This is a genomic window from Frigidibacter oleivorans (genome assembly GCF_003993775.1).
Taxonomy (GTDB): domain Bacteria; phylum Pseudomonadota; class Alphaproteobacteria; order Rhodobacterales; family Rhodobacteraceae; genus Frigidibacter; species Frigidibacter oleivorans.
Genome location: NZ_RJRZ01000001.1, coordinates 137,506 through 157,574 on the forward strand (window position 1 = coordinate 137,506; position 20,069 = coordinate 157,574).

Below are 20,069 nucleotides of genomic sequence, written 5' to 3' on the forward strand. Positions count from 1 at the left end.
ATGCTGATGCCGGTGGCAGGCTGCAGGCTCTACATCGGCGGCGCAGTCGGTGATGCCATGGCATACCGTCTCGCGATCACCGAGGACCAGGACTGGGCGGAGATCGCCGAGGCCGAAAGCCTTGGCGTCCTTGGCACGACCTGGGCGACCATCACCTATCTGCCGGAAAGCGACGGACCGGAGTTCGCCCGGGCCATCAAGGACCATCAGACCGGCCAGACGATGCAGATCATCCTCGGCGCCGATCCGTCGAACGAGGGACAGCAGCGTCTGTGGCAGGCACATGGCGCATCTGAAGACTATGCCTTCCGGCTCGACTTTCCGGATGGCGTCACTCGCCGCTGCTGGCGGGCCTTGGTCATCGGATTTTCCGAGGTGTTCGATGAGGCCAACAGCATCCTGAAGATGCAGGCCGACCTTCAGATCAATGGCCCGATCACGAGGCTGAGCGCATGAGCATCGCGACCCTTGAACAGCTGAAGGAACAGCTCGCCTTCACCGACGACCTCGGATCGCTGGATGACGCGCTGCTGCAGCGCAAGCTCGACGCGGCGCAGAACCATGTGGAGCGCCTGCTCGGCTATCAGATCGAGGCGACCTTCGGCGGCGTGGATCAGGATCCGATCCCGCCGGCGCTGGTGGAGGCGGTCTGCCAACTGGCGGCGTGGTGGTATGAGACGCGCGAGGCGGCGACCGAGGGCGCGCGGGCCATCCCCTTTGGCGTGACCGAGATCGTCACCGAATATCGGGAGTTCACCTTCTGATGGCGGATGACGGCGGGCTGTCCAGGTTCCAGCGGCGGATGCAGGCGATCCCGCGCGAGGTGCGCGCGGCGGTGAAGCCTGCCCTCGTCTCGGCCGCCGAAGACGTGGCGGACGTGCAGCGCGGCCTCGCGCCCACCGACACGGGCGCCCTGCGGGACAGCATTGCCGTCACCGGCCCCGGCCAGACGACACCCGCCTATTCCCAGCCGGGCGGATCGCGCGTGGTGGGCGAGAACCAGGCGGCCGTCACGGTGGGCAGTTCGGAGGTGCGCTATGCTCACCTGCAGGAATACGGCACCGACAAGATGCAGGCGCAGCCCTACTTCTGGCCCGGCTTCCGGCTCGCCCGCAAGAAGGCCTCGGCCAAGATCAAGCGCGCCATGTCGAAGGCGATCCGGGAGGCGCGGACATGAACGCCGACCTGGAACTGCAGATTGCAATCCGCGCCCGGCTGCTCGCCACCCCGGCGGTGCTGGCACTTGTGCCTGCGGCTAGCATTCTCGACCGCCACGCCCGGCCGGCGCCGTCGCCTTCCATCATCCTGGGGGAAAGCCAGGCGGTTGACGAGGACATCAGCCTGCGCCGTGCCGTCACCCGCATCTACCATACCGCCCATGTCTGGAAGCGCGAACCCTCGCTGGAAGGCGTGAAGGCGATCTGTGGAACGATCCGCGGGGCGATCCATTCCGGGCGCCTCGGCCTCGCTGCCGGGTATCACTGCGCCGATGCCTATGTCTCCGGCATCCGCACCATCCGCGACCCCGATGGAGAAACCTCGCACGGCATCGTCACCATCGAGGCGCTGATCCACGAGGTGCTGCCATGAGGGCCGGCAAGCTGCGGGACATCGTCATCATCGAGCGCGGCACCGACACGATCAACGCCGCGGGCACCCCGGAAACCGTCTGGGCCACGCACGCGACCCTGCGGGCGGAAGTGGTGCAGCGGGGCACGACCGAGTTCATGCGGGTGCAAGGCGCCGTGGACGAGGCGGTGGTGGTCTTCCGCACCCGCTTCCTCGCCGGCATCACCACAGCCGACAGGATCGTCTTCGACGGGCGCGTCTTCGGCATCCGGGAGATTGTCGAGATCGAGCGGCGGCGCGGACTGGAGCTGCGCTGTCAGGAGGGGGCGGCATGAAAGGCACCAAGCCTGCCCTGATGCGCGACCGTGAGGCCATCTTGGTCTTGGACGCGCCCGACTGGCTGCCCGAGGACGCGGCGGTCGAGTGGCGCCGGGTCATGCCGATCCTCGCCGAGCGGCGCATCCTCACCAGTGCCGACCTGGGCGGGCTGGAGAACTACTGCCTCGCCATCGGCACGGTGCGCGAGATGGAAGCGGTCATGCAGGCCGAGGGGCGCATCATCCGCGTGGACGGTCTGCCGAAGCGCCACCCGGCCGTGGGTATCCAATCCGACGCGATGACACGCGCACGGCTGCTGGCGGCAGAGCTGGGCCTGACGCCCGTCTCGCGCTCGCGCCCGTCGATCCGCGAGGACGCTCAGGAGGATGGGGATGACCCGCTCAACCTATCCTGACTGGCTCTATGACGGATCGGCGATCCCCGACCCGCTGGGCTTCGGCGAGCGGGCGGTGAAGTTCCTGCGGATGCTCAAGCACCCGAAGAGTGGCAAGGCGTTCCAGCTGGACCCGTGGCAGGAGCGGATCGTGCGGCGCATCTATGGCCCGCGCCACGAGGACGGCAGCCGGATCGTCAAGACGGTGGTGATCCTCGTTCCGCGCGGCAACCGCAAGACCAGCCTCGCCGCGGCGCTGGAAGCACTGCACACGGTCGGGCCGGAGGCTGTGCCGGGCGGCGAGGTCATCTCGGCCGCCTCGGATCGCAAGCAGGCGCGGATCGCCTACGAGGAACTGCGCGGCCTGATGCAGGCGCATCCCAAGATCGCGCCGCATGTCCGCGCGCTCGATTACCGCAACCGCATCGTCTATCCGAAGCACCGCAGCTTCTGCGAGGCCATCTCGGCCGATGCAGGCACCCAGCACGGGCGCACGCCGGTCTTCGTGCTGGCAGACGAGCTGCACGCCTGGAAGAAGCGCGACCTCTGGGACGTGCTGCGCTCGGGGCTGGTGAAGACGCCCGGATCGCTCCTGGTGGTGGCGACGACCGCCGGCCGGGGGCAGGAGAACATCGCCTGGGACATCGTGGACGATGCCCGAAAGGTGGCGCGCGGCGAGGTGGTCGATCCGTCGATCCTGCCGGTGCTGTTCGAGGCCGACCGGGATTGCGACTGGCAGGACGAGGAAGTCTGGTTCCGGGTGAACCCCGGCCTGCGCCACGGATACCCCGACATCGAGGGCCTGCGGCAGCTGGCACGGGAAGGGAGCCGGCGGATCGGCGACCGCGAGGCCTTCCGGCAGCTGAACCTGAACATCTGGCTCGACCATGCGACCGAGCCCTTTGTGGACATGCCGATCTATGACGAGGGCGCGGGCGCGGTCGATCTGGACGAACTGGAGGCGTCACAGGCGCCGTGCTGGCTCGGGGTGGACCTCTCCAGCAACAGCGACCTCACCGCCGTGGTGGCCTGCTGGCGGGACGGCGCGGACGGCTACCAGGTGCATCCGTGGTTCTTCTGTCCCGAGGACACCCTGCGGTCGCGGCAAGACCTCGCGCAGGTGCCCTATGTGACCTGGGCCGAGGAGGGGCACATCGTTTCGACCGCAGGCAATGTCGTGGACTTCCGGGTGGTGGAGGATCACATCCGCGAGGCCTGCGCCCGGTTCAACGTGCGCGAGATCGCCTTCGACCCGCACCTTGCCCGGAACATGCTCAACGACCTTCTGGAGGACGGCTTCCCGGCGGTGGAGATGCGGCAGGGCTGGGTGACGATGGCGCCGGCGGTGAAGGAACTGGAACGGGCGATCATCGGCCGCCGCTTCCGGCATGGTGGCCATCCGGTGCTGCGCTGGAACGTCTCCAACATCGAAATCCGCACCGACGCCGCCGGCAACCGCGCATTCCACAAGGGCAAGTCGAAGGACAAGATCGACGGCGCCGTGGCGGCAGCAATGGCGGTGGCACGGTGTGCGGCCGACGAGGGCGGGCTGGCGGTCGATCAGCCCTGGTTCTCCGACGAACTCTGGCTGGCATGAGGGGCTGATGGATCAGGAACAACTGGTGGTTCTTCTGGAGGCTCGGGTATCCGACTTCGAGAAGCGGATGAAGCGGGCGGAGCGCACCGGCAGCGAGAGCTTCCGGCGCCTGCGGGGCGACAGCCGAACGGCAACGCGGCAGATGGAACAGGACACGAGCCGGATGGGACGGTCGGTCGAGCAGGCGCTCGCCTCGGCCTCGGCTTCCATCGGCACCTTCGGGAAGGCCTTCGCCGCGGGCCTCGTTGGCGGCGTTGTCACGGCAGCCTTCGCCGGGTTTTCCGCGAACGTGGGGCAGATGGTGCGCGAGATCGCCACCCTCGGGGACGAGGCGCGGCGCTCGGGCCTGGACGCGGAAGAGTTCCAGCAGTGGAAATTCGTGGCCGAGCAGAACCGGATCGGCATCGACAGCCTCGTGGACGGCTTCAAGGAACTGTCGCTGCGCGCGGACGAGTTCATCGTCACCGGGGCGGGGCCGGCGGCCGAGGCGTTCAACCGGATCGGCTTTTCCAGCAGCGAACTGGCGGAGGCCCTCAAGAACCCGTCCGAGTTGATGCTCGAAATCATCGGGCGGATGGAAGACCTCGACCGCGCCGCGCAGATCCGCATCGCCGACGAAATCTTCGGGGGCACCGGCGGCGAACGCTTCGTGGAACTGCTGGGCCAGGGCGAGGCCGGGCTGCGTGCCACCATCGACCGGGCGCACGAGGTGGGCGCCGTTCTCGATGAGGAGATGATCGCCAAGGCTGCGGAACTGGACCGCCGGTTTCAGGAACTCACCACGCGGGTTTCGACCTTCGGCAAAACCCTCGCCGTGGCGATTGGCGATCTGCCGTTCGACATCTTCGAGACCAGGTTGAACGAACTGTTCGCCGATGACGCGCTCGCGCAGGCGGTGCTTGGACCGGAACTCTACAAGGCGCTTTCGGAGGCCCGGTCCCTGACAGAGGACCAGGTGGAGGCGGTCGAGCAGTTGCGCAACAGCTACTCCGGCCTTGAGGAAGACGCACGGGGGGCTGCGGCGCAGATCGCGGCGGCGATGGCCGAAGCCGATGCGCGCGGGCTGGACGATCTCTGGGAAGCCCTGAGGGTGGCGCGCGAGGAAATGCTCGGGCTGGCCGAGGACTTCAGCACTGGCGAGATCGAGGGGCAGGAGTTCGCCGCTCGAATGCAGGAGGTGAAGGAGAAGACCCTCGCCGCCTTCTCCGAACTCGATCGCTCCGACCAGATCGACTTCTCGGGCATCATCAGCCAGGTCACTGCACTTGGCAGCGCCATCGGCGAGGTGATCGGCCTTGCGATGGGAATGAACCAGGCACTTGGTGCGGCGCCGGTGACTGACGACCGTGCGGCTGCCATCGCTGAAAGCCGGGCCGGCGCCTATCAAAGCCCGCTGGCGCCAACCACATCCCCGCGCCCCCAGCTGCCGGGCGTCGATAGCTTCGGCTCACCCAACGCGGCGTCATCGGGCGGTGGCGGTGGTGGAAGCTCGGCGCTCGACTCGCTGATCGAGGAACTGCAGACCGAGCAGGAAATCCTCGCCGCGTGGTATGAGGAAAGCCTCGCCATGCTGAACGGCGCGACCGAGGCGCAACTTGAGGCGCTTGGCGGCCGTCACGAGGCCATCGAGCGCCTGGAACAGGAACATCAGGATCGCCTGCGCGGCATCGAGGAAACGGGCCACGCGGCCAGCCTGCAAGGGTTCCTTGGTGCCGGCTCCGACATTCTCGGGGCCATCGGTTCGATGAACGAAGACGCCTTCAAGATGAGCCAGGCCTTCGCCGCTGCCGAAGCGTGGGTATCGACCCTGCAGGGCGCGGCAAAGGAGCTGGAAAAAGGCACCTTCGGCTTCGCCTCCGCAGCGGCCGTCATCGCCAAGGGTGCCGCGTTCGTGGCGGCGATCAAGAGCACCAGCCCGACCGGATCGAACGCCGGAAGCCTGGGTGGAGAAGGTTCATCGGCGAGCGCATCCGCGCCGGCGCAGCAGTCGAGCGTCTACAACCTGACCCTGCAGGGCGATGTGTATTCCGCCAGCACCATCGAAAGCCTGTTCGACACGATCAACGAAGGCCTGAAGCAGGGCCACCAGATCAACGTGAGACGGGCATGATGGACAGGCTCACCGATCAGCTTTGCGCGGCGCTGACAGCGCACCTTCGAGGGGGCGGGGCCAAGCCGCCGGAGGCCGGCCGGCAGATATGGCAGGCGTTCGGCGAACTGTCGCGGGCAAGAACCTACCACGCCGCCGGACCGAACCCGATCACCTATTCCGACATCAGGGCGTGGTGCGACCTGATGCGCCTTCCGCTGGAGCCGCCGCACGTCCGCGCGATCACGGCGATGGACGCCGCGTGGCTGACGGACTTTCACCAGACCAGACAGAGTGCCGAGGGCGTCAAGCGCCTACCCCAACAGAGCCGGCAGGCACTGACACCGGCCATCTTCGACATGATGACAACGTAGGGGGCCGCATCCGAGGCTGCCTCTTCCCTGACCTGTGGATCACCAATGCTGGTAATGACTCCCGCCGCCGCCAAAATGCAACGAAAGCTGGCTCGGGTCGAGCGAGATGCCGAGCGCGGCAAACTCGGGGAGGGGCGCTATGAACACCTCGTCAAGGAACTGGCCCGGGTTATCCGGCTGGCGTTCGAGGCGGGAGCGACGGGCACGTTGTTCGGGCTTGAAGGCCCCCTGCGCCACGGCATCCGGGCAGACCTTTGCCTGCAGGGCTGGCGCTGGCATTCTGCCGACCGGATGGCGAGTGAACTGCTGGACGACGCATTTCGACGCGTTCGGGCAAAGCGTCCAACTTGGAATGAGGGGCAGCCAGAATGGGCAATAGCGGCCGGGACTCTGATCAAGCGGACCCGCTGCGTTCGCTGCTGCAAGCCGTTACCGGAGGGTCACTTCAAGTTCTGCGGCGATCTGTGTGCGGGGGTGTATCACAACGCCCTTTCGCTCCGGCGGGAGGCGCAAGGGGATCGGGCGGTCGACATGGCGGTCCGCTCGATCTAACCGCGCGCTGTGAACGATGCGGCACTCCGCTCCCCGCGGGCAGTTTCGCGCATCGCATGTATTGCAGCGTGAAATGCAAGAACGATGATCACTACAAGCTGGAAGCCGAAGCCCGGCGGGCGCGACGTGCGGGGCGGCCTTGCGGATACTGCCAAGAGCTCTTGCCGGACGAAGCGCCGTTCAATCGCGGATACTGCAACGCCAAATGCCGCAACGCCATGCGCGCCGTAAGGAGGGCGCGGGCGAAGGAGGGAAGGCGTTGTGTGCAGTGCGGCGGCGAGATCCCGGTGAAGATGATCTCTCAAGCCATCTACTGCGGCCGCACCTGCCAGAACCACGCCGGTCATTTGCGGCGCAAGCAGAGGTCTCGGCCGTGCCTTACCGCGGCGAGGTTCGATGCGCTTTGGCAGGTGACGACTAGGTCAACGGTCTGCCGCTGGCAGTGATAGTCGCAATGCCTTCGGTCTTCGCCAGCTGAATCCCCACCTCAATCTTGCGTCCGCCGCAGTCCAAGATCGCGTGGTTGCCCTTTAGCGCGAACTGGAGGGTATCCGCAGTCCGGATCACGCCCCGGCCTTCGAACGATCCGCGTCGCTGCTGGAAGGTCAGGTCGACCACGACATCTACCGTGGTGCCATCGTCGAACGTTAGCGTCGCCGGCCCTCGCATTGCTTGCATGATGATCTCCCTGTTTGTGCTATCTGCGCACGAACTGCGGATGTCCCCAAGCGGCAAATTTGCCGCTTGATCCGGGCTGACCCGCGCGCGCGATGATGAGCCTGTCCCACAGCGGGACTGGTCCCGGAGCGGAAGTGGTCCCGGATCGGGACACCATGGTTGAACGATCGTTCAACGGCCGTTGCAGCGGCGCGTTGTTTTTCCTGCATTTTTCGGCGCGCAGGGCGGGCGGCGTCAGAAGGGGATATCTAGATCTATGTCCAAATTTCCCCCGGCATAGGGATTTTTGGGATCTGTCGGAACCCATTTTGTGTCTTGCCGCCCATACCCGCTGAGAGTCACAGAAACGCCCCCGTCTTCAAAGACCGTCGCCCGATCCTCATTCTTCAGAGTGAGGCTAACATAAGTCTCGCCAAATGAAATCGTGGTGACGAGAGGATGCCCCGCTAGCACATCCCGTGCCGCTTCAGCGGCAATACGGGTCTGGCCGAGCTTGGCAAGAAGACGGTTGATGATGGTCGTGAGGTTGTCCCGCGACTTCAACGACTCATCCAGCAACCGCCGGACAGCCTCCACTTCAGAAGTCAAGGCTTTTTCCTTCTGGAATTTCGTGATGCGGTCAACCATCTCCGCCGGCAGAGCATATACCCGGCGAATGTTCTCGTGGCCCAGCGGGGCATCATCATCTTGTTCCTTAGCCATACACTCCCCCTGTCACACTCATATGCACGCCTAGAGATACGCTTGCGTGACGTCAATGGCACGTGTATTGTCACCTGTGAGTGACACATAATGGACCCATCAAGACGACGTTAAAGATGACCCAGAACTTCCCCCTCCGACTGCCCCCCGATGTGAAGGCATGGCTCATGGCGCAGGCCAAGCTCAACGGCAGCTCGCAGAACAGCGAGGTGATCCGCGCGATCCGCGCCGCGATGGCAAAGCAGGAGGCCGCTGCCTGATGGCCAACCGCCCCGCCACCGTGACCGAGACCGAAATCAAGCGCACCGTAAGGGGTGCCATGGCTGCGGGGTTTGCCGTCGGCCGGATCGAGGTGGACCACGCGCGGGGAACCGTCACCATCCTGCCGTTGGGTGCTGCGCCAGCTGCGGGAACCGGACCTGACCCCGACGAGCTTCTGAGGCGCAGATGAAGCGACCCCGCAATCCTTTCCCGGGCGTGTCCCGGTTCACCGACAGGCACGGGAAGGTGCGGTGGCGCTTCAGGGTGAAGAGTAAGGCCGACCTCTATCTGCCTGGCGCCTACGGATCGGCCGAGTTTCGCGTGGCCTATGAGGCGGCGGTTGCTGGTGCAGCCCAGCCGGTCGAGCGGACGAACAGCACCTTCGGGACGGTAGCTTGGCTGATCGAGAATTACCTTCGCAGTGCCAAGTATCTGAACCTCTCCGAAATCCGCCGGAAGACGATCCGTCGCGAACTGGATTGGCTCCGGGCTGAGGCAGGCCAGTATCAAGCCGCCCGGATCGAGACGCGCCACGTCGAAGCGATCATGGCGCGCAAGGCGGGGCCTACCGCCGCGAACACCGTGAAGAAGAACATGTCTATGCTCTTCAACTTCGGGATCAAGCACGGGCTGGCCGACCTCAAGCACAACCCCGCCAAATATGCCGACCGCCGCAAGGAAAACCCGGACGGCTACCACACCTGGACGGCAGAAGAGATGGACCAGTTTCTTGCCCATCACGGGACGGGGACGAAGGCTCGGCTGGCGGCGCTGCTAATTATGAACACGGGCGCCGCCCGGCAGGACGTGATCCGGCTCGGCTGGCAGAACGTGAGGGCCGGCCGGATCAGCTACCGCCGGCACAAGAGCGAGATCGGCGGCGACTACGAGATACTGCCCGAGCTTGCTGAGGAGCTTCGCCACGTCCCGGCCGACCGGATGCTGTTCCTCACGCACGGGGCAGGACGCCCCTACAAGCCCGAGACCTTTGGCAACTGGTTCAAGGATCAGTGCAAGGACGCCGGGCTTCCGCATTGCTCATCGCACGGGCTGCGGAAGGGGCAGGCGACCCGAATTGCCGAGGAAGGCGGGACCGAGCTGGAGGTGATGAGCTTCCTCGCCCACGCCACCCCGAAGGAGGGCGCGACATATACGAAGAAGGCTGGCCGCGGGAAGTTGGCCGACCGGGGTTTGTCACGAGTGACTGGAGTGAAATCCGAGCGGGTGTTGTCTAACCTATTCGACGGGTTAGACATCAGCGCACCACAACCACCTGAAAAGAAAGGCAAATCATGACTGAGTGGCAGCCCGTAGGGGAGTCGAACCCCTCTTTTCAGGTTGAAAACCTGACGTCCTAACCGATAGACGAACGGGCCACGCTGGCGTTCCGGGCGGCGTCGCATCGGGGCGTCGCTCGGCGTGGGGCGGTGTTTAGGCCAGCCGGTTGAGACTCGCAAGAGGATTTTGCAGATTTCGCGCAGGATTTTCCGCCGACCTGCGGCCCCGGGAAAAGGCACGTCTTCTCAGGCCCTTGCGGCATCCTCCAGCCGCAGCTGCACGCTGGACCGGCCCTGCCAGTGGTTCAGTTCCAGCTTGCCCGCCAGGTGGAACCGGTGGCCGCCATGCGCCTCGAACAGCGGGCCGAGCGGGCCGTCGAAGGCGCCGAAGGCCACCGCGTCGAGCCGCGGGCCGGTTTCCGCGCCGAAGGTCAGGCGCAGATGCGTCTCGCCCATCCGCCGCGTGCGGACAATCGCCATCGCCCCGAAGGCGAAGCGCGGCGCCGGCGCGCCCTGTCCGTAGGGGCCGGCGCGGTCGAGGTCCTCCAGCAGCGCGGGCGTCGCCGCCCCCGGCATCAGCAGCCCGTCGAGCCGAAGGTCGCGCGGCCCCCCCGCCCCCGCCCCCTGCCGGGCCAGCAGGTCGGCCAGCCGCTCCATCGCCGGGTCCAGCCGCGCCCGGCCCACGGTCAGGCCCGCCGCCATCCGGTGCCCGCCGCCGCGCAGCAGCAGACCCTCGGCCGCGACCCGGTGCACCGCCGCGCCGAGGTCCACGCCCGCGACCGAGCGGCCCGACCCCTTGCCCTCGTCGTCGGCGAAGCCGATCACCACGGCGGGGCGGTTCGTCGCCTCTTTCAGCCGGGCCGCCACGATGCCCACCACGCCCGGGTGCCAGCCATCCGCCGCCGCCCAGACCAGGGGCGCGTCCAGCCCCCGCGCCTCGGCCTGGGCCAGCGCCGCGTCGCGGACCCGCATCTCGATCTCGCGCCGTTCGGTGTTCAGCTGGTCGAGCCGGGCGGCAAGGTCCGCGGCCTCGCGCGGATCGTCGGTCGCCAGCAGCCGCGCGCCCAGATCGGCGGCACCGATGCGGCCGCCGGCATTGACGCGCGGCCCCAGCAGGAAGCCCAGGTGATAGGCGGTCGGCGCTCGGTCCATCCGCGCCGCGTCGGCCAGCGCCACCAGCCCCGGCCGTTCGCGCCGCGCCATGACCTTCAGCCCCTGCCGCACCAGCGCCCGGTTGACGCCGGTCAGCGGGGCGACATCGGCCACCGTCGCCAGCGCCACCAGATCGAGCAGCGCCATCAGGTCCGGCCCCTGCATGTTCTGCGCGCGCAGCTGGCGGTTCGCCTCGACCAGCATCAGGAACACGACCGAGGCAGCGCAGAGATGTCCCAGCTCGCCCGACTCGTCCTGCCGGTTCGGGTTCACCACCGCCAGCGCGGCGGGCAGCGTCTCGCCGCCGAGGTGATGGTCCAGCACGATGACATCGGCGCTGGCCGCCGCCGCGATCGGGTCATGCGACAGGGTCCCGCAATCGACGCAGACGATCAGCCGATGCGCCTCGGCCAGCATCCGCATGGCGGGCACGTTGGGGCCATAGCCTTCGTCGATGCGGTCGGGGATGTAGACCGTGGCATCGCGGCCCATGGACCGCAGCCAGATCTTCAGAAGCGCGGCCGAGGATCCGCCGTCCACATCGTAGTCGGCGAAGATGGCGATGGGTTCGCGGTCCTTGACCGCGCGCAGGAACCGCGCCGCCGCCGCCTGCATGTCGCGCAGGCTGCGCGGATCGGGCAGCAGATCGGTCAGCTTCGGGTCCAGAAAGCGCGTGGCGTCCTCGGGCGCCACGCCCCGCGCCGCCAGCACCCGGGCCAGCGGCAGGGGCAGTCCCGTCGCCTGCACCATCGCCTCGGCCTGGCGCTCGACCTCGGGCGCGGGGCCGACCCAGCGGCGGCCGGTGGCGGATTGCGATACGTTCAGGAAATCGGCCATGCGTTCCTCTGCCCCCGCCGCGCGTCCGGTGCAAGGGGCAGAGCAGCGGGACCGCGCGGCTTACTTCACCGGGTTGCGATAGATCATCCGGCGGACCGAGCCGGTCTTCGACCGCATCAGGATCGTCTCGGTGGTCTGGAAGCCGGGTTCGCGCTTCACGCCCTGCACGATCGAGCCGTTGGTCACGCCGGTCGCCGCGAAGATCACGTCCGAGGTCACCAGTTCGTCGCGCGAATAGATGCGGTCCAGGTCGGTGATCCCGGCCTTGCGGGCGCGGCCGCGTTCGTCGTCGTTGCGGAACAGCAGCTTGCCCCACATCTGCCCGCCCATGCATTTCAGTGCCGAGGCCGCCAGCACGCCTTCCGGCGCCCCGCCCGAGCCCATGTACATGTCGATGCCGGTGGTTTCCTCGGCGCAGTGGATGACGCCGGCCACGTCGCCATCGGTGATCAGCCGGATCGCGGCGCCGGTGGCGCGGATCTCGGCGATCAGGTCCTGATGGCGCGGGCGTTCAAGGATGCAGCAGGTGATGTCGGAGGCGTCGCAGTTCTTCGCCTTCGCCAGCGCCCGCACCCGTTCGGCCGGTTCCATCGCCAGGCTGACCACATCCGTCGGATAGCCCGGCCCGATGGCCAGCTTTTCCATATAGACGTCGGGCGCGTGCAGCAGCGTGCCGCGCGGCGCCATCGCGATCACGGTCAGCGCGTTCGGCATGTCCTTGGCGGTGAGGGTCGTGCCTTCCAGCGGGTCGAGCGCGATGTCCACCTCGGGTCCGGTGCCGGTGCCGACCTCCTCGCCGATATAGAGCATCGGCGCCTCGTCGCGCTCGCCCTCGCCGATCACGACCACGCCCTTGATGTCGAGCATGTTCAGCTGGTCGCGCATGGCGTTCACCGCCGCCTGGTCGGCGGCCTTCTCGTCGCCGCGTCCGATCAGCCGCGCCGAGGCATGGGCGGCCGCCTCGCTGACACGGGCGAGGCCGAGGGACAGCATGCGGTCGTTGAAGTCGACGGGAACGGTCATCGGGAAATTCCTGCGTGATCTGCTTTGGCTCGCAGCTAACCGCAGGAGCATGACAGGGGCAAGTCCCGCAGGCGACCGGCGGGCGACGATTGGCGCGCCGGGCGGCATTTCCGCCGGCGCGGCCCTCGCCGTAGCCCTGTCAGACCTGTTCGATGCGGATCGCGACCGGCGGGCCGGTCAGCACCGCCGTGGCGGCAAAGCCCTCGATGGCCGCGTCGATGGCGTCGCGGGTGGTGCGGTGGGTCACGATCAGGACCGGGGCCACCGTGCTTTCATGCCCGTATTGCCGCATCCGGCTGATCGAGATGCCGGCCTCGCCCAGGACGGCCGCCACCTTGGCCAGCGCGCCCGGCTTGTCCAGCAGTTCCATCCGCAGGTAATAGGGCGCCGCCGCCGCGGCCTTGGCCGCGACCGGATCGGACAGCGTGGTGGCGGGCTGGCCGAAGGTCGGCATCCGGCAGCCGCGCGCGATGTCGATCACGTCGGCCATCACCGCGCTGGCGGTCGGCCCCTCGCCCGCGCCGGGGCCGCGCAACACGATCTGGCCGACGCTGTCGCCTTCCAGCACCACCATGTTGGTGCCGCCCTGCAGCTGGCCCAGCGGGCTGTCCGCCGGCACGAGGCAGGGCGACATCCGCTGTTCCAGCCCGCGCCCCGTCATCTGCGCCACACCCAGCAGCTTGATCTTGAAGCCCATGTCGCCGGCGCGGCGGATATCGTCGATCGAGATGCGCTCGATCCCCTCCAGCTCGATCGCGTCGAAGCTGACCTTGGTGCCGAAGGCGATGGAGGCCAGCAGCGCCAGCTTGTGGCCCGCGTCGATCCCGCCCACATCCAGCGTCGGATCGGCCTCGAGATAGCCCAGGGCGCGGGCCTCCTCGAACACCGTCTCGTAGGGCAGGCCCGCGCTGTCCATCCGGGTCAGGATGTAGTTGCAGGTGCCGTTCATCACCCCCATCACCCGGCGGATGCCGTTGCCGGCCAGACCTTCGGTCAGGGTCTTGATCACCGGGATACCGCCCGCCACCGCCGCCTCGAACCGCACGACGCGGCCCGCGCGTTCGGCCAGTTCGGCGATCTCCTGCCCCGAATGGGCCAGCAGCGCCTTGTTCGCCGTCACCACGTCCTTGCCCGCCGCCAGCGCGGCCAGGGTCGCGTCGCGGGCCGGGCCGTCATGCCCGCCCATCAGTTCCACGAAGACATCGACATCGGCGCGCCGGGCCAGCGCGACGGGATCGTCCTCCCACGCATAGGCGGACAGATCGGCATCGCGGTTCTTCGCCCGGTCGCGGGCGCAGACGGCGGTGATGACCACCTCGCGCCCCGCGCGACCCGCAATCAGCGCCGCGTGTTTCTGCACGATCTTCACGGTGCCGATGCCGACGGTCCCCAGACCGGCAATGCCAAGGCGCAGGGGATCGGACATGGGAGGCTCCTGAAGGTCGTCGGTGAAGGGCTGGCGGTCTGTTAGCCGGTTCGGCGCTGCGGCGCAACGCGCAGCCCGCGGTGCGCCGGTCAGCCGCCCGCGCCGGGGTCGGTCGCGTCCGGATCGCCCGCATCCAGGTCTGTCGCCAGCAGCGCATCGGCCCGGGCGCGCAGGTCGGCGGCGCGGGCCGCCTCGGCGGCGGTGGGATCGGCGGTCGCCGCCGTCGCGCCGGCCTGCGCCAGAACCGGGGCCAGCGGCACCAGCGTCGGCCAGCCCTGCGACACGGGGGCCGCGGCACGGCTTTCGGCATCCGGCCAGGGCGAACAGCCCGCGACCAGCAGCAGGGGAAGAGCGAGGGACAGCAAAAGGCGGTTGGGCATGGGTCCGGCGGAACGGTTTGGCCGGGACCATAGGCGCAGCCGGGGCCGGTGGGCAAGGCGCTTCCGCCCGCGGCAGGGCCGGGACGGCGACGGCGCCGCTTCAAACTGAACGACTGTGCAGTTACACTGCACCCATGGCGCGCAAGACCGGCTCTCATGCGGATATCACCGGCCCCCGGGTGCGGGCGGCGGCACTGCAGCTGTTCGCGCGGCACGGCTATGCGGCGGTGTCGATGCGCCAGATCGCGGCCGAGGTCGGGGTGCAGGCCGGCGCGCTCTACCTCTACACGCCGGACAAGCAGGCGCTGCTCTTCGACCTGATGCGGGCGCATATGCGCGAGGTGCTGGACCGCTGGCGGGACGAGCCGAAGGGCCTGTCGCCCGGCGAAAGGCTGGATGCCTTCACCCGCTATCACATCCGCTTCAGCCTCGACCGGCCCGAGGCCGTGTTCGTGTCGAACATGGAACTGCGCAACCTCACGCCCGAGCACTTCGCCCAGATCGAGGCGATGCGCCGCAGCTATGAGGACGAACTGGAAGCGATCCTCGTCGCCGGGCGGGCGGACGGCACCTTCCGGCTGGAGGATTCGAAGCTGGCCGCGCTGGCGATCATCGCCATGCTGACGGGGGTCACCGGCTGGTTCCGCAGCGGCGGCCGCCTGTCCCGCGACCGGGTGGAACAGGTCTATCGCGGGATGGTGCGCGGCGCGGCGGGGTCGGCCTGAGCCGGGCGGCGCTGCCTCGTCACGGCGGTCAATGGGTGCTGTCGTATTCGACTTTGCTGGCGAAGCGCGGGCGGGTGGGGATGAAGTTGTAGTACCAGCCCGCGTCCAGCCCCACGTTGAAGATCGGCTCGTATTGCATCCCCGTCTCGACCACCACCACCGTCTCGCCCGCCAGCAGGTTGGGCAGGCTGGACTTGCGGTTCTCGATCGTCGCGTCGGTATGCGCGGGATAGGCGCTGTCGGTCGAATAGGACCAGTACCGTTTGTATTTCCGGGTGGCCGAGTCGTAATAGACCGACGTCACGCGCATCCAGGTCGGATGGTTCGACCGGGTGAGGTAGTCGAACACGTCGTGCAGGTCGTCGATGTAGTCCGGCCCGATGGCGTTCAGCTCGCGCGAGATCATGTCGGAGACGGTATAGGCCGCGCGCACGTTCTGCGACTGTTCGCGGAAGGCGTCGAAGAACTGGTAGGACATCGCATAGCCCCAGATCCACAGCGGCAGCACCAGCGCCGCCTCGACGGTGATCGAGCCGCGCGTGTCGCGGGCAAAGCCGCGCAGGCCCCTGCACAGGCGGTGCAGCAGGTTCGGGCGGGGGGCCGGGTCGGGGGCGGGTGCGGGGCGCATCAGCTTGGCTCGATCACGAAGGCCGAGGCCGAGGTCAGCGCATAGGCGCCGGATTCGTCCAGCGTCAGGTCCAGCCCCAGCCCGGCGCCGGGAAACAGCGGGTCGAAGACGGCGCAGGCCCGCAGCAGCATCATCTGGTTGTCGATCCCGGCCTGGAAATCCGGATCGATCTGTTCGGTCGCCGTCCGGTCCACGCAGGGCGCGCGGGTCGAGGGCAGCGCCCCGCCCTTCTCGATCTGGCGCATCTCCAGCAGGATGGTGTTGGTGCAGTCAGGGATCATCAGCGCGCTTTCGCAGACCCGCGCCTTGACCGCCGCATGCAGCGCAACGCGATCGTTGGACGAAACCGGCAGCACCTTCAGCCGCAGGTCGCGGATCGACAGGTCCATCGCGCGGTCCAGCGACACCTGCCGCAGCATCAGGATGCCGGATTCCACCGCCGAACACAGCATGAAGGCGAAGACCGGGAAGACGATGACGAATTCCACCGTGGCCGAGCCGCGCGTGGCCGCGCGAAACCGCCGGCCGCGTCGCCGCAGCGCACCGCCCGCCCGGGCGAGAAGATGACGCATCGCCGGGCCCGGTGTCACTGCGTCAGCCTCAGCATGTTGATGGCGTTGGCGATCCCGGCAAAGGCTTCGGCGATGGTGCTGCCTTGCGCGTCGTAATAATAGCTGTCGGCCGACACGCAGTCCTTCAGCGCATCCTCGCCATTGTCGGTCGCCTCGTAGGCGATGGCGAAAATCAGCACGCCCTTGGCCTTGGCCGCATCGCAGACCGTCTTCAGGCGGGAATCCTTGGTCGTGTTGTTCGCATGGGCAACGGCGATATCCTCGAAATCGGCGCCGCTTTCCACGTTGTCATAGTAGTAGTTGCCCCACCACTTGACGGAATACACATCCCACAGTTCCTGCCAGGTCAGGCGGGTCAGGTTGCCGAGGTCGCGCTCGCGGTACCAGTAGCCCCGGTTGTTGCTGGTGTTCCAGTAGTAGTAGTCATAGTCGGTGCCGCTGCGGTCCTTGTAGTAGAAGTAGTACCGGGTGTTGCCGCTCTTGTACCACCACATCGGCGAGTTGCCGCTGCGATAGGGCGACAGCAGCGCATAGGTGTTGGTGTTCTCGCCGTCGGTCATCAGCACCATGATCTTCATGGTGTCCTCGTAGTCCCAGTCGAAGGGCCGCCCCGACAGGGCGTTGTCCGCCGCGCCGTTCGTGATCATCGAGCTGAGGATCGGCCGCGCCGCCGGGTCGAGCAGCGCCAGGCCCCATTTCGCGCCGATGTCGATGGCGGTGTCGCCTTCGGCCTCCAGCGCGCTGATCTTCGACTTGATCGTGGCCTTGTTGCTCGAGAAGGGCAGCAGCGTCGCGTAGGAATAGGTGAAGCATTCGCGGAAGGACGGCGTCCGCTGCGAACTGGAACTGCGCACATCGGCATGCGCGGTGCGGGGCAGCGCCTGGGTCCTGGTGATCGAGGTGGTGGTGTAGTCGGCCGAGAAGAAGTCGGCGCAATAGCTCTGGCTGTGTTCGCTGGACAGGTTGAAGTAGCCCGCGAAGCCCGAGGTCAGCTGCACCTGCTGGTGATAGGGCACGACCGAGATCGACAGCTTGCCCTGTGCGGTGCCGGCGCCGGTGACGTTGGTGAACATCGTCTCCACGAAATCCGACGCGCCCGAGCGCAGGAGCGAGATCTTGGTGCCGGCCCTCGTGCCATTGGGGTTGTAGGCATAGGAATCCATCGAGCCGGACACGTCGAGCACCATCGAGATCTCGACATTGCCGATCCGTTCTTCCGCGGTGGCGGCCGCGGCGGATTGCAGCGTGTCCACGCCGGTCAGCCGCATGAACATCGTGTCGGTCGAGACCTCGAGCCTGCCTTCGACCTTCTTCCATTCGTTGTAGGTGCCCTGCGTCTGCACCGCCGTCGGATCGAAGCGGGACAGGCCCGCCTTGGCGAAGTAGTCGTCCACCACGTCCTGCGCCGGGGTCGTCTGACTGATGTCGGCCGCCGCAAGAACCGCGCGGTCCAGCGTGTACTGGGCGCGCGTACGCTCGGTCTCGAACCGGATCACGTCCAGCGCGATGCCCACCAGCACCAGGAACAGCGAGAACAGGAGCAGCCCGAAGACCAGGACCGACCCGGTCTCGTCGCGGCCGAACCGACAGGGAAAGGAGGCAGAGGACCATGGCCCCGCGCGGCCTGCAGGCGGGGTCGGGATAACTGGCAAACTGCGAGGCGCACTCTTCGACATCTGATCCTCCGACGCCACCGGACGGACCGGGGCATGTCTGCGGGTGATTGGCTGAACTTGAGGCCCGAGCTTAGGCAGAATTGTGGCGGACAGAGGGAGTTTTGGGCGCGATTGGCGCCCTTGCCGCAACGCAGGAACGGGGGGCGGCATTTCTGTTTCCGCATCGTGCCGAACCGCGCTCCACCGCGGGTCCCGCGACGGCAAAACCGGCCCAAGACCGGGAGGCGACCGCGAATCAGGGGTGCGGTCTTCATGAATTCTTCCTAGGCTCCGCCGCACCCAGAGGCCGCATCGGAGGTGCGGGACGATCCCCGCCCCGCAGCGGCCGACGAGCAGAGGAGCGAAGACCAGATGAGCGTCGCCGGCGAACCCAGCTTCCGCCAATCCGTTGACCTGATGTTCAACCGCGCCGTCCAGGTGATGGACCTGTCGCCCGGGCTTCAGGAAAAGATCCGGGTCTGCAACTCGACCTATACCGTCCGCTTCGGCGTCCGGCTGCGGGGCGAGATCTTCACCTTCACCGGCTACCGGTCGGTCCATTCCGAACACATGGAACCGGTCAAGGGCGGCATCCGCTATGCGCTGTCGGTCAACCAGGACGAGGTCGAGGCGCTGGCGGCGCTGATGACCTACAAATGCGCGCTGGTCGAGGCGCCCTTCGGCGGATCGAAGGGCGGGCTGTGCATCGACCCGCGGCAGTGGGACGAGCGCGAGCTGGAACAGATCACCCGCCGCTTCGCCTATGAACTGGTCAAGCGCGACCTGATCAGCCCCGCCCAGAACGTTCCGGCCCCCGACATGGGCACCGGCGAGCGCGAGATGGCCTGGATCGTCGACCAGTACCGCCGGATGAACACCACCGACATCAACGCCTCGGCCTGCGTCACCGGCAAGCCGCTGAACGCGGGCGGTATCCATGGCCGGGTCGAGGCGACGGGCCGCGGCATCCAGTACGCGTTGCGCGAATTCTTCCGCCACCCCGAGGACGTGGCCGCCGCCCGGCTGACCGGCGGGCTGGAAGGCAAGCGGATCGTGGTACAGGGGCTGGGGAATGTCGGCAGTCACGCCGCCCGCTTCCTCGCACAAGAGGACGGGGCGAAGATCGTGGGCGTGGTGGAACGCGACGGCGGGCTGTGGTCGGACGAGGGGCTCGACCTCGAGATCGTGCTCGACCACCTGCGCCGCACCGGCGGCGTGAAGGAATGCCCCGTGGGCACCTATCACGCCGACGGTCCGACGCTGATGGAGGCGCCCTGCGACATCCTGATCCCGGCGGCGATGGAGGGCGTGATCCATCTGGGCAATGCAGACCGCATCCGCGCCCCCCTGATCGTCGAGGCGGCCAACGGCCCGGTGACGGCCGGCGCGGACGAGGTGCTGCGCAACAGGGGCTGCATCATCATTCCCGACATGTATGCCAATGCCGGCGGCGTCACCGTGTCCTATTTCGAATGGGTGAAGAACCTCAGCCACATCCGCTTTGGCCGGATGGAGCGGCGGGCCGAGGAAGCCCGGCACCGGCTGCTGGTCGAGGAACTGGAACGGCTGTCGGCCGACCGGGGGCTGGGCTGGACGCTGTCGCCGGGCTTCAAGGACAGCTACCTGCGCGGCGCGGACGAACTGGAACTCGTCCGCTCCGGCCTCGACGACACGATGCGCGGCGCCTATCAGTCGATGCGGCAGGTCTGGCGTACCCGGCCCGAGGTCACGGACCTGCGGATGGCCGCCTATATCGTCGCCATCGAACGGGTGGCGGCCAGCTACCGGTCGAAAGGGCTCTGATCCTGCGCCGCAGTCCTCCGGGGGGCCGTTGCGGGCGGCGGTGCCCCGGGGGGCTGC

The 20,069-nt window shown here is 67.5% G+C and carries 24 protein-coding genes and 1 tRNA gene; 15 read left to right on the forward strand and 10 right to left on the reverse strand.

Translation table 11 applies throughout. From position 1 onward, the window contains the following. From EEY80_RS00735 to EEY80_RS00780, 10 genes are read left to right on the forward strand one after another with little or no spacing between them, the layout of a single operon-like run. The gene (locus EEY80_RS00735; RefSeq protein ID WP_126974651.1) at positions 1-456 is read left to right on the forward strand and encodes a hypothetical protein; all 456 of its coding nucleotides are present in this window, start codon (positions 1-3) and stop codon (positions 454-456) included. Further along, positions 453-764, forward strand: coding sequence for a head-tail connector protein (locus EEY80_RS00740; RefSeq protein ID WP_126974652.1), 312 nt, complete (start codon positions 453-455; stop codon positions 762-764). Before EEY80_RS00735 ends, EEY80_RS00740 begins: the two co-directional genes overlap by 4 nt. Then, positions 764-1,177, forward strand: coding sequence for an HK97-gp10 family putative phage morphogenesis protein (locus tag EEY80_RS00745; protein WP_126974653.1), 414 nt, complete (start codon positions 764-766; stop codon positions 1,175-1,177). Before EEY80_RS00740 ends, EEY80_RS00745 begins: the two co-directional genes overlap by 1 nt. Beyond that, positions 1,174-1,590 carry a DUF3168 domain-containing protein gene (locus EEY80_RS00750; protein ID WP_126974654.1) on the forward strand — a complete coding sequence of 139 codons (417 nt, stop codon included), beginning with the start codon at positions 1,174-1,176 and terminating at the stop codon, positions 1,588-1,590. Before EEY80_RS00745 ends, EEY80_RS00750 begins: the two co-directional genes overlap by 4 nt. Then, on the forward strand, positions 1,587-1,904 hold the full coding sequence (locus EEY80_RS00755; RefSeq protein WP_126974655.1) for a phage head closure protein: 318 nt from the start codon (positions 1,587-1,589) through the stop codon (positions 1,902-1,904). The genes EEY80_RS00750 and EEY80_RS00755 overlap by 4 nt, the downstream gene beginning before the upstream one ends. Then, entirely contained in the window at positions 1,901-2,302 is a 402-nt protein-coding gene (locus EEY80_RS00760; protein WP_126974656.1) for a phage terminase small subunit P27 family, read from the forward strand. The genes EEY80_RS00755 and EEY80_RS00760 overlap by 4 nt, the downstream gene beginning before the upstream one ends. Next, complete coding sequence (locus tag EEY80_RS00765; protein WP_126974657.1) at positions 2,280-3,878, forward strand: terminase large subunit; 1,599 nt, start codon at positions 2,280-2,282, stop codon at positions 3,876-3,878. The genes EEY80_RS00760 and EEY80_RS00765 overlap by 23 nt, the downstream gene beginning before the upstream one ends. Positions 3,879-3,885: 7 nt before the next feature. Continuing rightward, the gene (locus EEY80_RS00770; protein WP_126974658.1) at positions 3,886-5,988 is read left to right on the forward strand and encodes a phage tail tape measure protein; all 2,103 of its coding nucleotides are present in this window, start codon (positions 3,886-3,888) and stop codon (positions 5,986-5,988) included. Continuing rightward, positions 5,985-6,341 (forward strand): phage tail assembly chaperone, encoded by a 357-nt coding sequence (locus tag EEY80_RS00775; protein ID WP_235829668.1) that lies wholly within the window; start codon positions 5,985-5,987, stop codon positions 6,339-6,341. The genes EEY80_RS00770 and EEY80_RS00775 overlap by 4 nt, the downstream gene beginning before the upstream one ends. A 45-nt stretch (positions 6,342-6,386) precedes the next feature. Beyond that, positions 6,387-6,893 carry a hypothetical protein gene (locus EEY80_RS00780; protein WP_126974659.1) on the forward strand — a complete coding sequence of 169 codons (507 nt, stop codon included), beginning with the start codon at positions 6,387-6,389 and terminating at the stop codon, positions 6,891-6,893. 417 nt (positions 6,894-7,310) lie between these two features. On the opposite strand, the gene EEY80_RS00785 is transcribed toward EEY80_RS00780, so the two are convergent. Continuing rightward, the gene (locus tag EEY80_RS00785; protein ID WP_126974660.1) at positions 7,311-7,571 is read right to left on the reverse strand and encodes a hypothetical protein; all 261 of its coding nucleotides are present in this window, start codon (positions 7,569-7,571) and stop codon (positions 7,311-7,313) included. A gap of 234 nt (positions 7,572-7,805) precedes the next feature. Further along, positions 7,806-8,273 carry a hypothetical protein gene (locus EEY80_RS00790; RefSeq protein ID WP_126974661.1) on the reverse strand — a complete coding sequence of 156 codons (468 nt, stop codon included), beginning with the start codon at positions 8,271-8,273 and terminating at the stop codon, positions 7,806-7,808. A gap of 116 nt (positions 8,274-8,389) precedes the next feature. Here EEY80_RS00790 and EEY80_RS00795 point away from each other — a divergent pair, with 116 nt between their 5' ends. From EEY80_RS00795 to EEY80_RS00805, 3 genes are read left to right on the forward strand one after another with little or no spacing between them, the layout of a single operon-like run. Next, positions 8,390-8,533, forward strand: coding sequence for an Arc family DNA-binding protein (locus tag EEY80_RS00795; RefSeq protein WP_126974662.1), 144 nt, complete (start codon positions 8,390-8,392; stop codon positions 8,531-8,533). Then, positions 8,533-8,724 (forward strand): hypothetical protein, encoded by a 192-nt coding sequence (locus tag EEY80_RS00800; protein WP_126974663.1) that lies wholly within the window; start codon positions 8,533-8,535, stop codon positions 8,722-8,724. The genes EEY80_RS00795 and EEY80_RS00800 overlap by 1 nt, the downstream gene beginning before the upstream one ends. Further along, a complete protein-coding gene (locus EEY80_RS00805; protein WP_126974664.1) occupies positions 8,721-9,830 on the forward strand; it encodes a tyrosine-type recombinase/integrase in 1,110 nt (369 codons plus the stop codon). Before EEY80_RS00800 ends, EEY80_RS00805 begins: the two co-directional genes overlap by 4 nt. A gap of 5 nt (positions 9,831-9,835) precedes the next feature. Here the strand turns inward: EEY80_RS00805 and EEY80_RS00810 are convergent. The 5 genes from EEY80_RS00810 to EEY80_RS00830 all read right to left on the reverse strand — a co-directional run bounded on the left by EEY80_RS00810 (position 9,836) and on the right by EEY80_RS00830 (position 14,629). Then, positions 9,836-9,910 (reverse strand) — tRNA-Glu (locus EEY80_RS00810). A 147-nt stretch (positions 9,911-10,057) separates the two neighbouring features. Then, positions 10,058-11,800, reverse strand: a complete 1,743-nt coding sequence (recJ, locus tag EEY80_RS00815) for a single-stranded-DNA-specific exonuclease RecJ (RefSeq protein ID WP_126974665.1) — start codon at positions 11,798-11,800, stop codon at positions 10,058-10,060. A 60-nt stretch (positions 11,801-11,860) separates the two neighbouring features. Continuing rightward, complete coding sequence (gene glpX, locus EEY80_RS00820; RefSeq protein ID WP_126974666.1) at positions 11,861-12,823, reverse strand: class II fructose-bisphosphatase; 963 nt, start codon at positions 12,821-12,823, stop codon at positions 11,861-11,863. Positions 12,824-12,962: 139 nt separating this feature from the next. After that, positions 12,963-14,249 carry a homoserine dehydrogenase gene (locus tag EEY80_RS00825; RefSeq protein WP_126974667.1) on the reverse strand — a complete coding sequence of 429 codons (1,287 nt, stop codon included), beginning with the start codon at positions 14,247-14,249 and terminating at the stop codon, positions 12,963-12,965. Positions 14,250-14,338: 89 nt separating this feature from the next. Further along, on the reverse strand, positions 14,339-14,629 hold the full coding sequence (locus EEY80_RS00830; RefSeq protein WP_126974668.1) for a hypothetical protein: 291 nt from the start codon (positions 14,627-14,629) through the stop codon (positions 14,339-14,341). A gap of 134 nt (positions 14,630-14,763) precedes the next feature. On the opposite strand from EEY80_RS00830, the gene EEY80_RS00835 reads away from it, so the two are divergent. Further along, positions 14,764-15,354 carry a TetR/AcrR family transcriptional regulator gene (locus EEY80_RS00835; protein WP_126974669.1) on the forward strand — a complete coding sequence of 197 codons (591 nt, stop codon included), beginning with the start codon at positions 14,764-14,766 and terminating at the stop codon, positions 15,352-15,354. 28 nt (positions 15,355-15,382) lie between these two features. On the opposite strand, the gene EEY80_RS00840 is transcribed toward EEY80_RS00835, so the two are convergent. Genes EEY80_RS00840 through EEY80_RS00850 form a run of 3 tightly spaced genes read right to left on the reverse strand, consistent with a single transcriptional unit; the run spans position 15,383 to position 18,206 of the window. Then, the gene (locus tag EEY80_RS00840; protein WP_126974670.1) at positions 15,383-15,982 is read right to left on the reverse strand and encodes a TadE/TadG family type IV pilus assembly protein; all 600 of its coding nucleotides are present in this window, start codon (positions 15,980-15,982) and stop codon (positions 15,383-15,385) included. Next, a complete protein-coding gene (locus tag EEY80_RS00845; protein ID WP_126974671.1) occupies positions 15,982-16,554 on the reverse strand; it encodes a TadE/TadG family type IV pilus assembly protein in 573 nt (190 codons plus the stop codon). The genes EEY80_RS00840 and EEY80_RS00845 overlap by 1 nt, the downstream gene beginning before the upstream one ends. A 14-nt stretch (positions 16,555-16,568) precedes the next feature. Next, the gene (locus EEY80_RS00850) at positions 16,569-18,206 is read right to left on the reverse strand and encodes a Tad domain-containing protein (protein ID WP_205749004.1); all 1,638 of its coding nucleotides are present in this window, start codon (positions 18,204-18,206) and stop codon (positions 16,569-16,571) included. Between the two features lie 375 nt (positions 18,207-18,581). On the opposite strand from EEY80_RS00850, the gene EEY80_RS00855 reads away from it, so the two are divergent. Beyond that, positions 18,582-20,012, forward strand: coding sequence for a Glu/Leu/Phe/Val family dehydrogenase (locus EEY80_RS00855; RefSeq protein WP_126974673.1), 1,431 nt, complete (start codon positions 18,582-18,584; stop codon positions 20,010-20,012). The last annotated feature ends 57 nt before the right edge of the window (positions 20,013-20,069 follow it).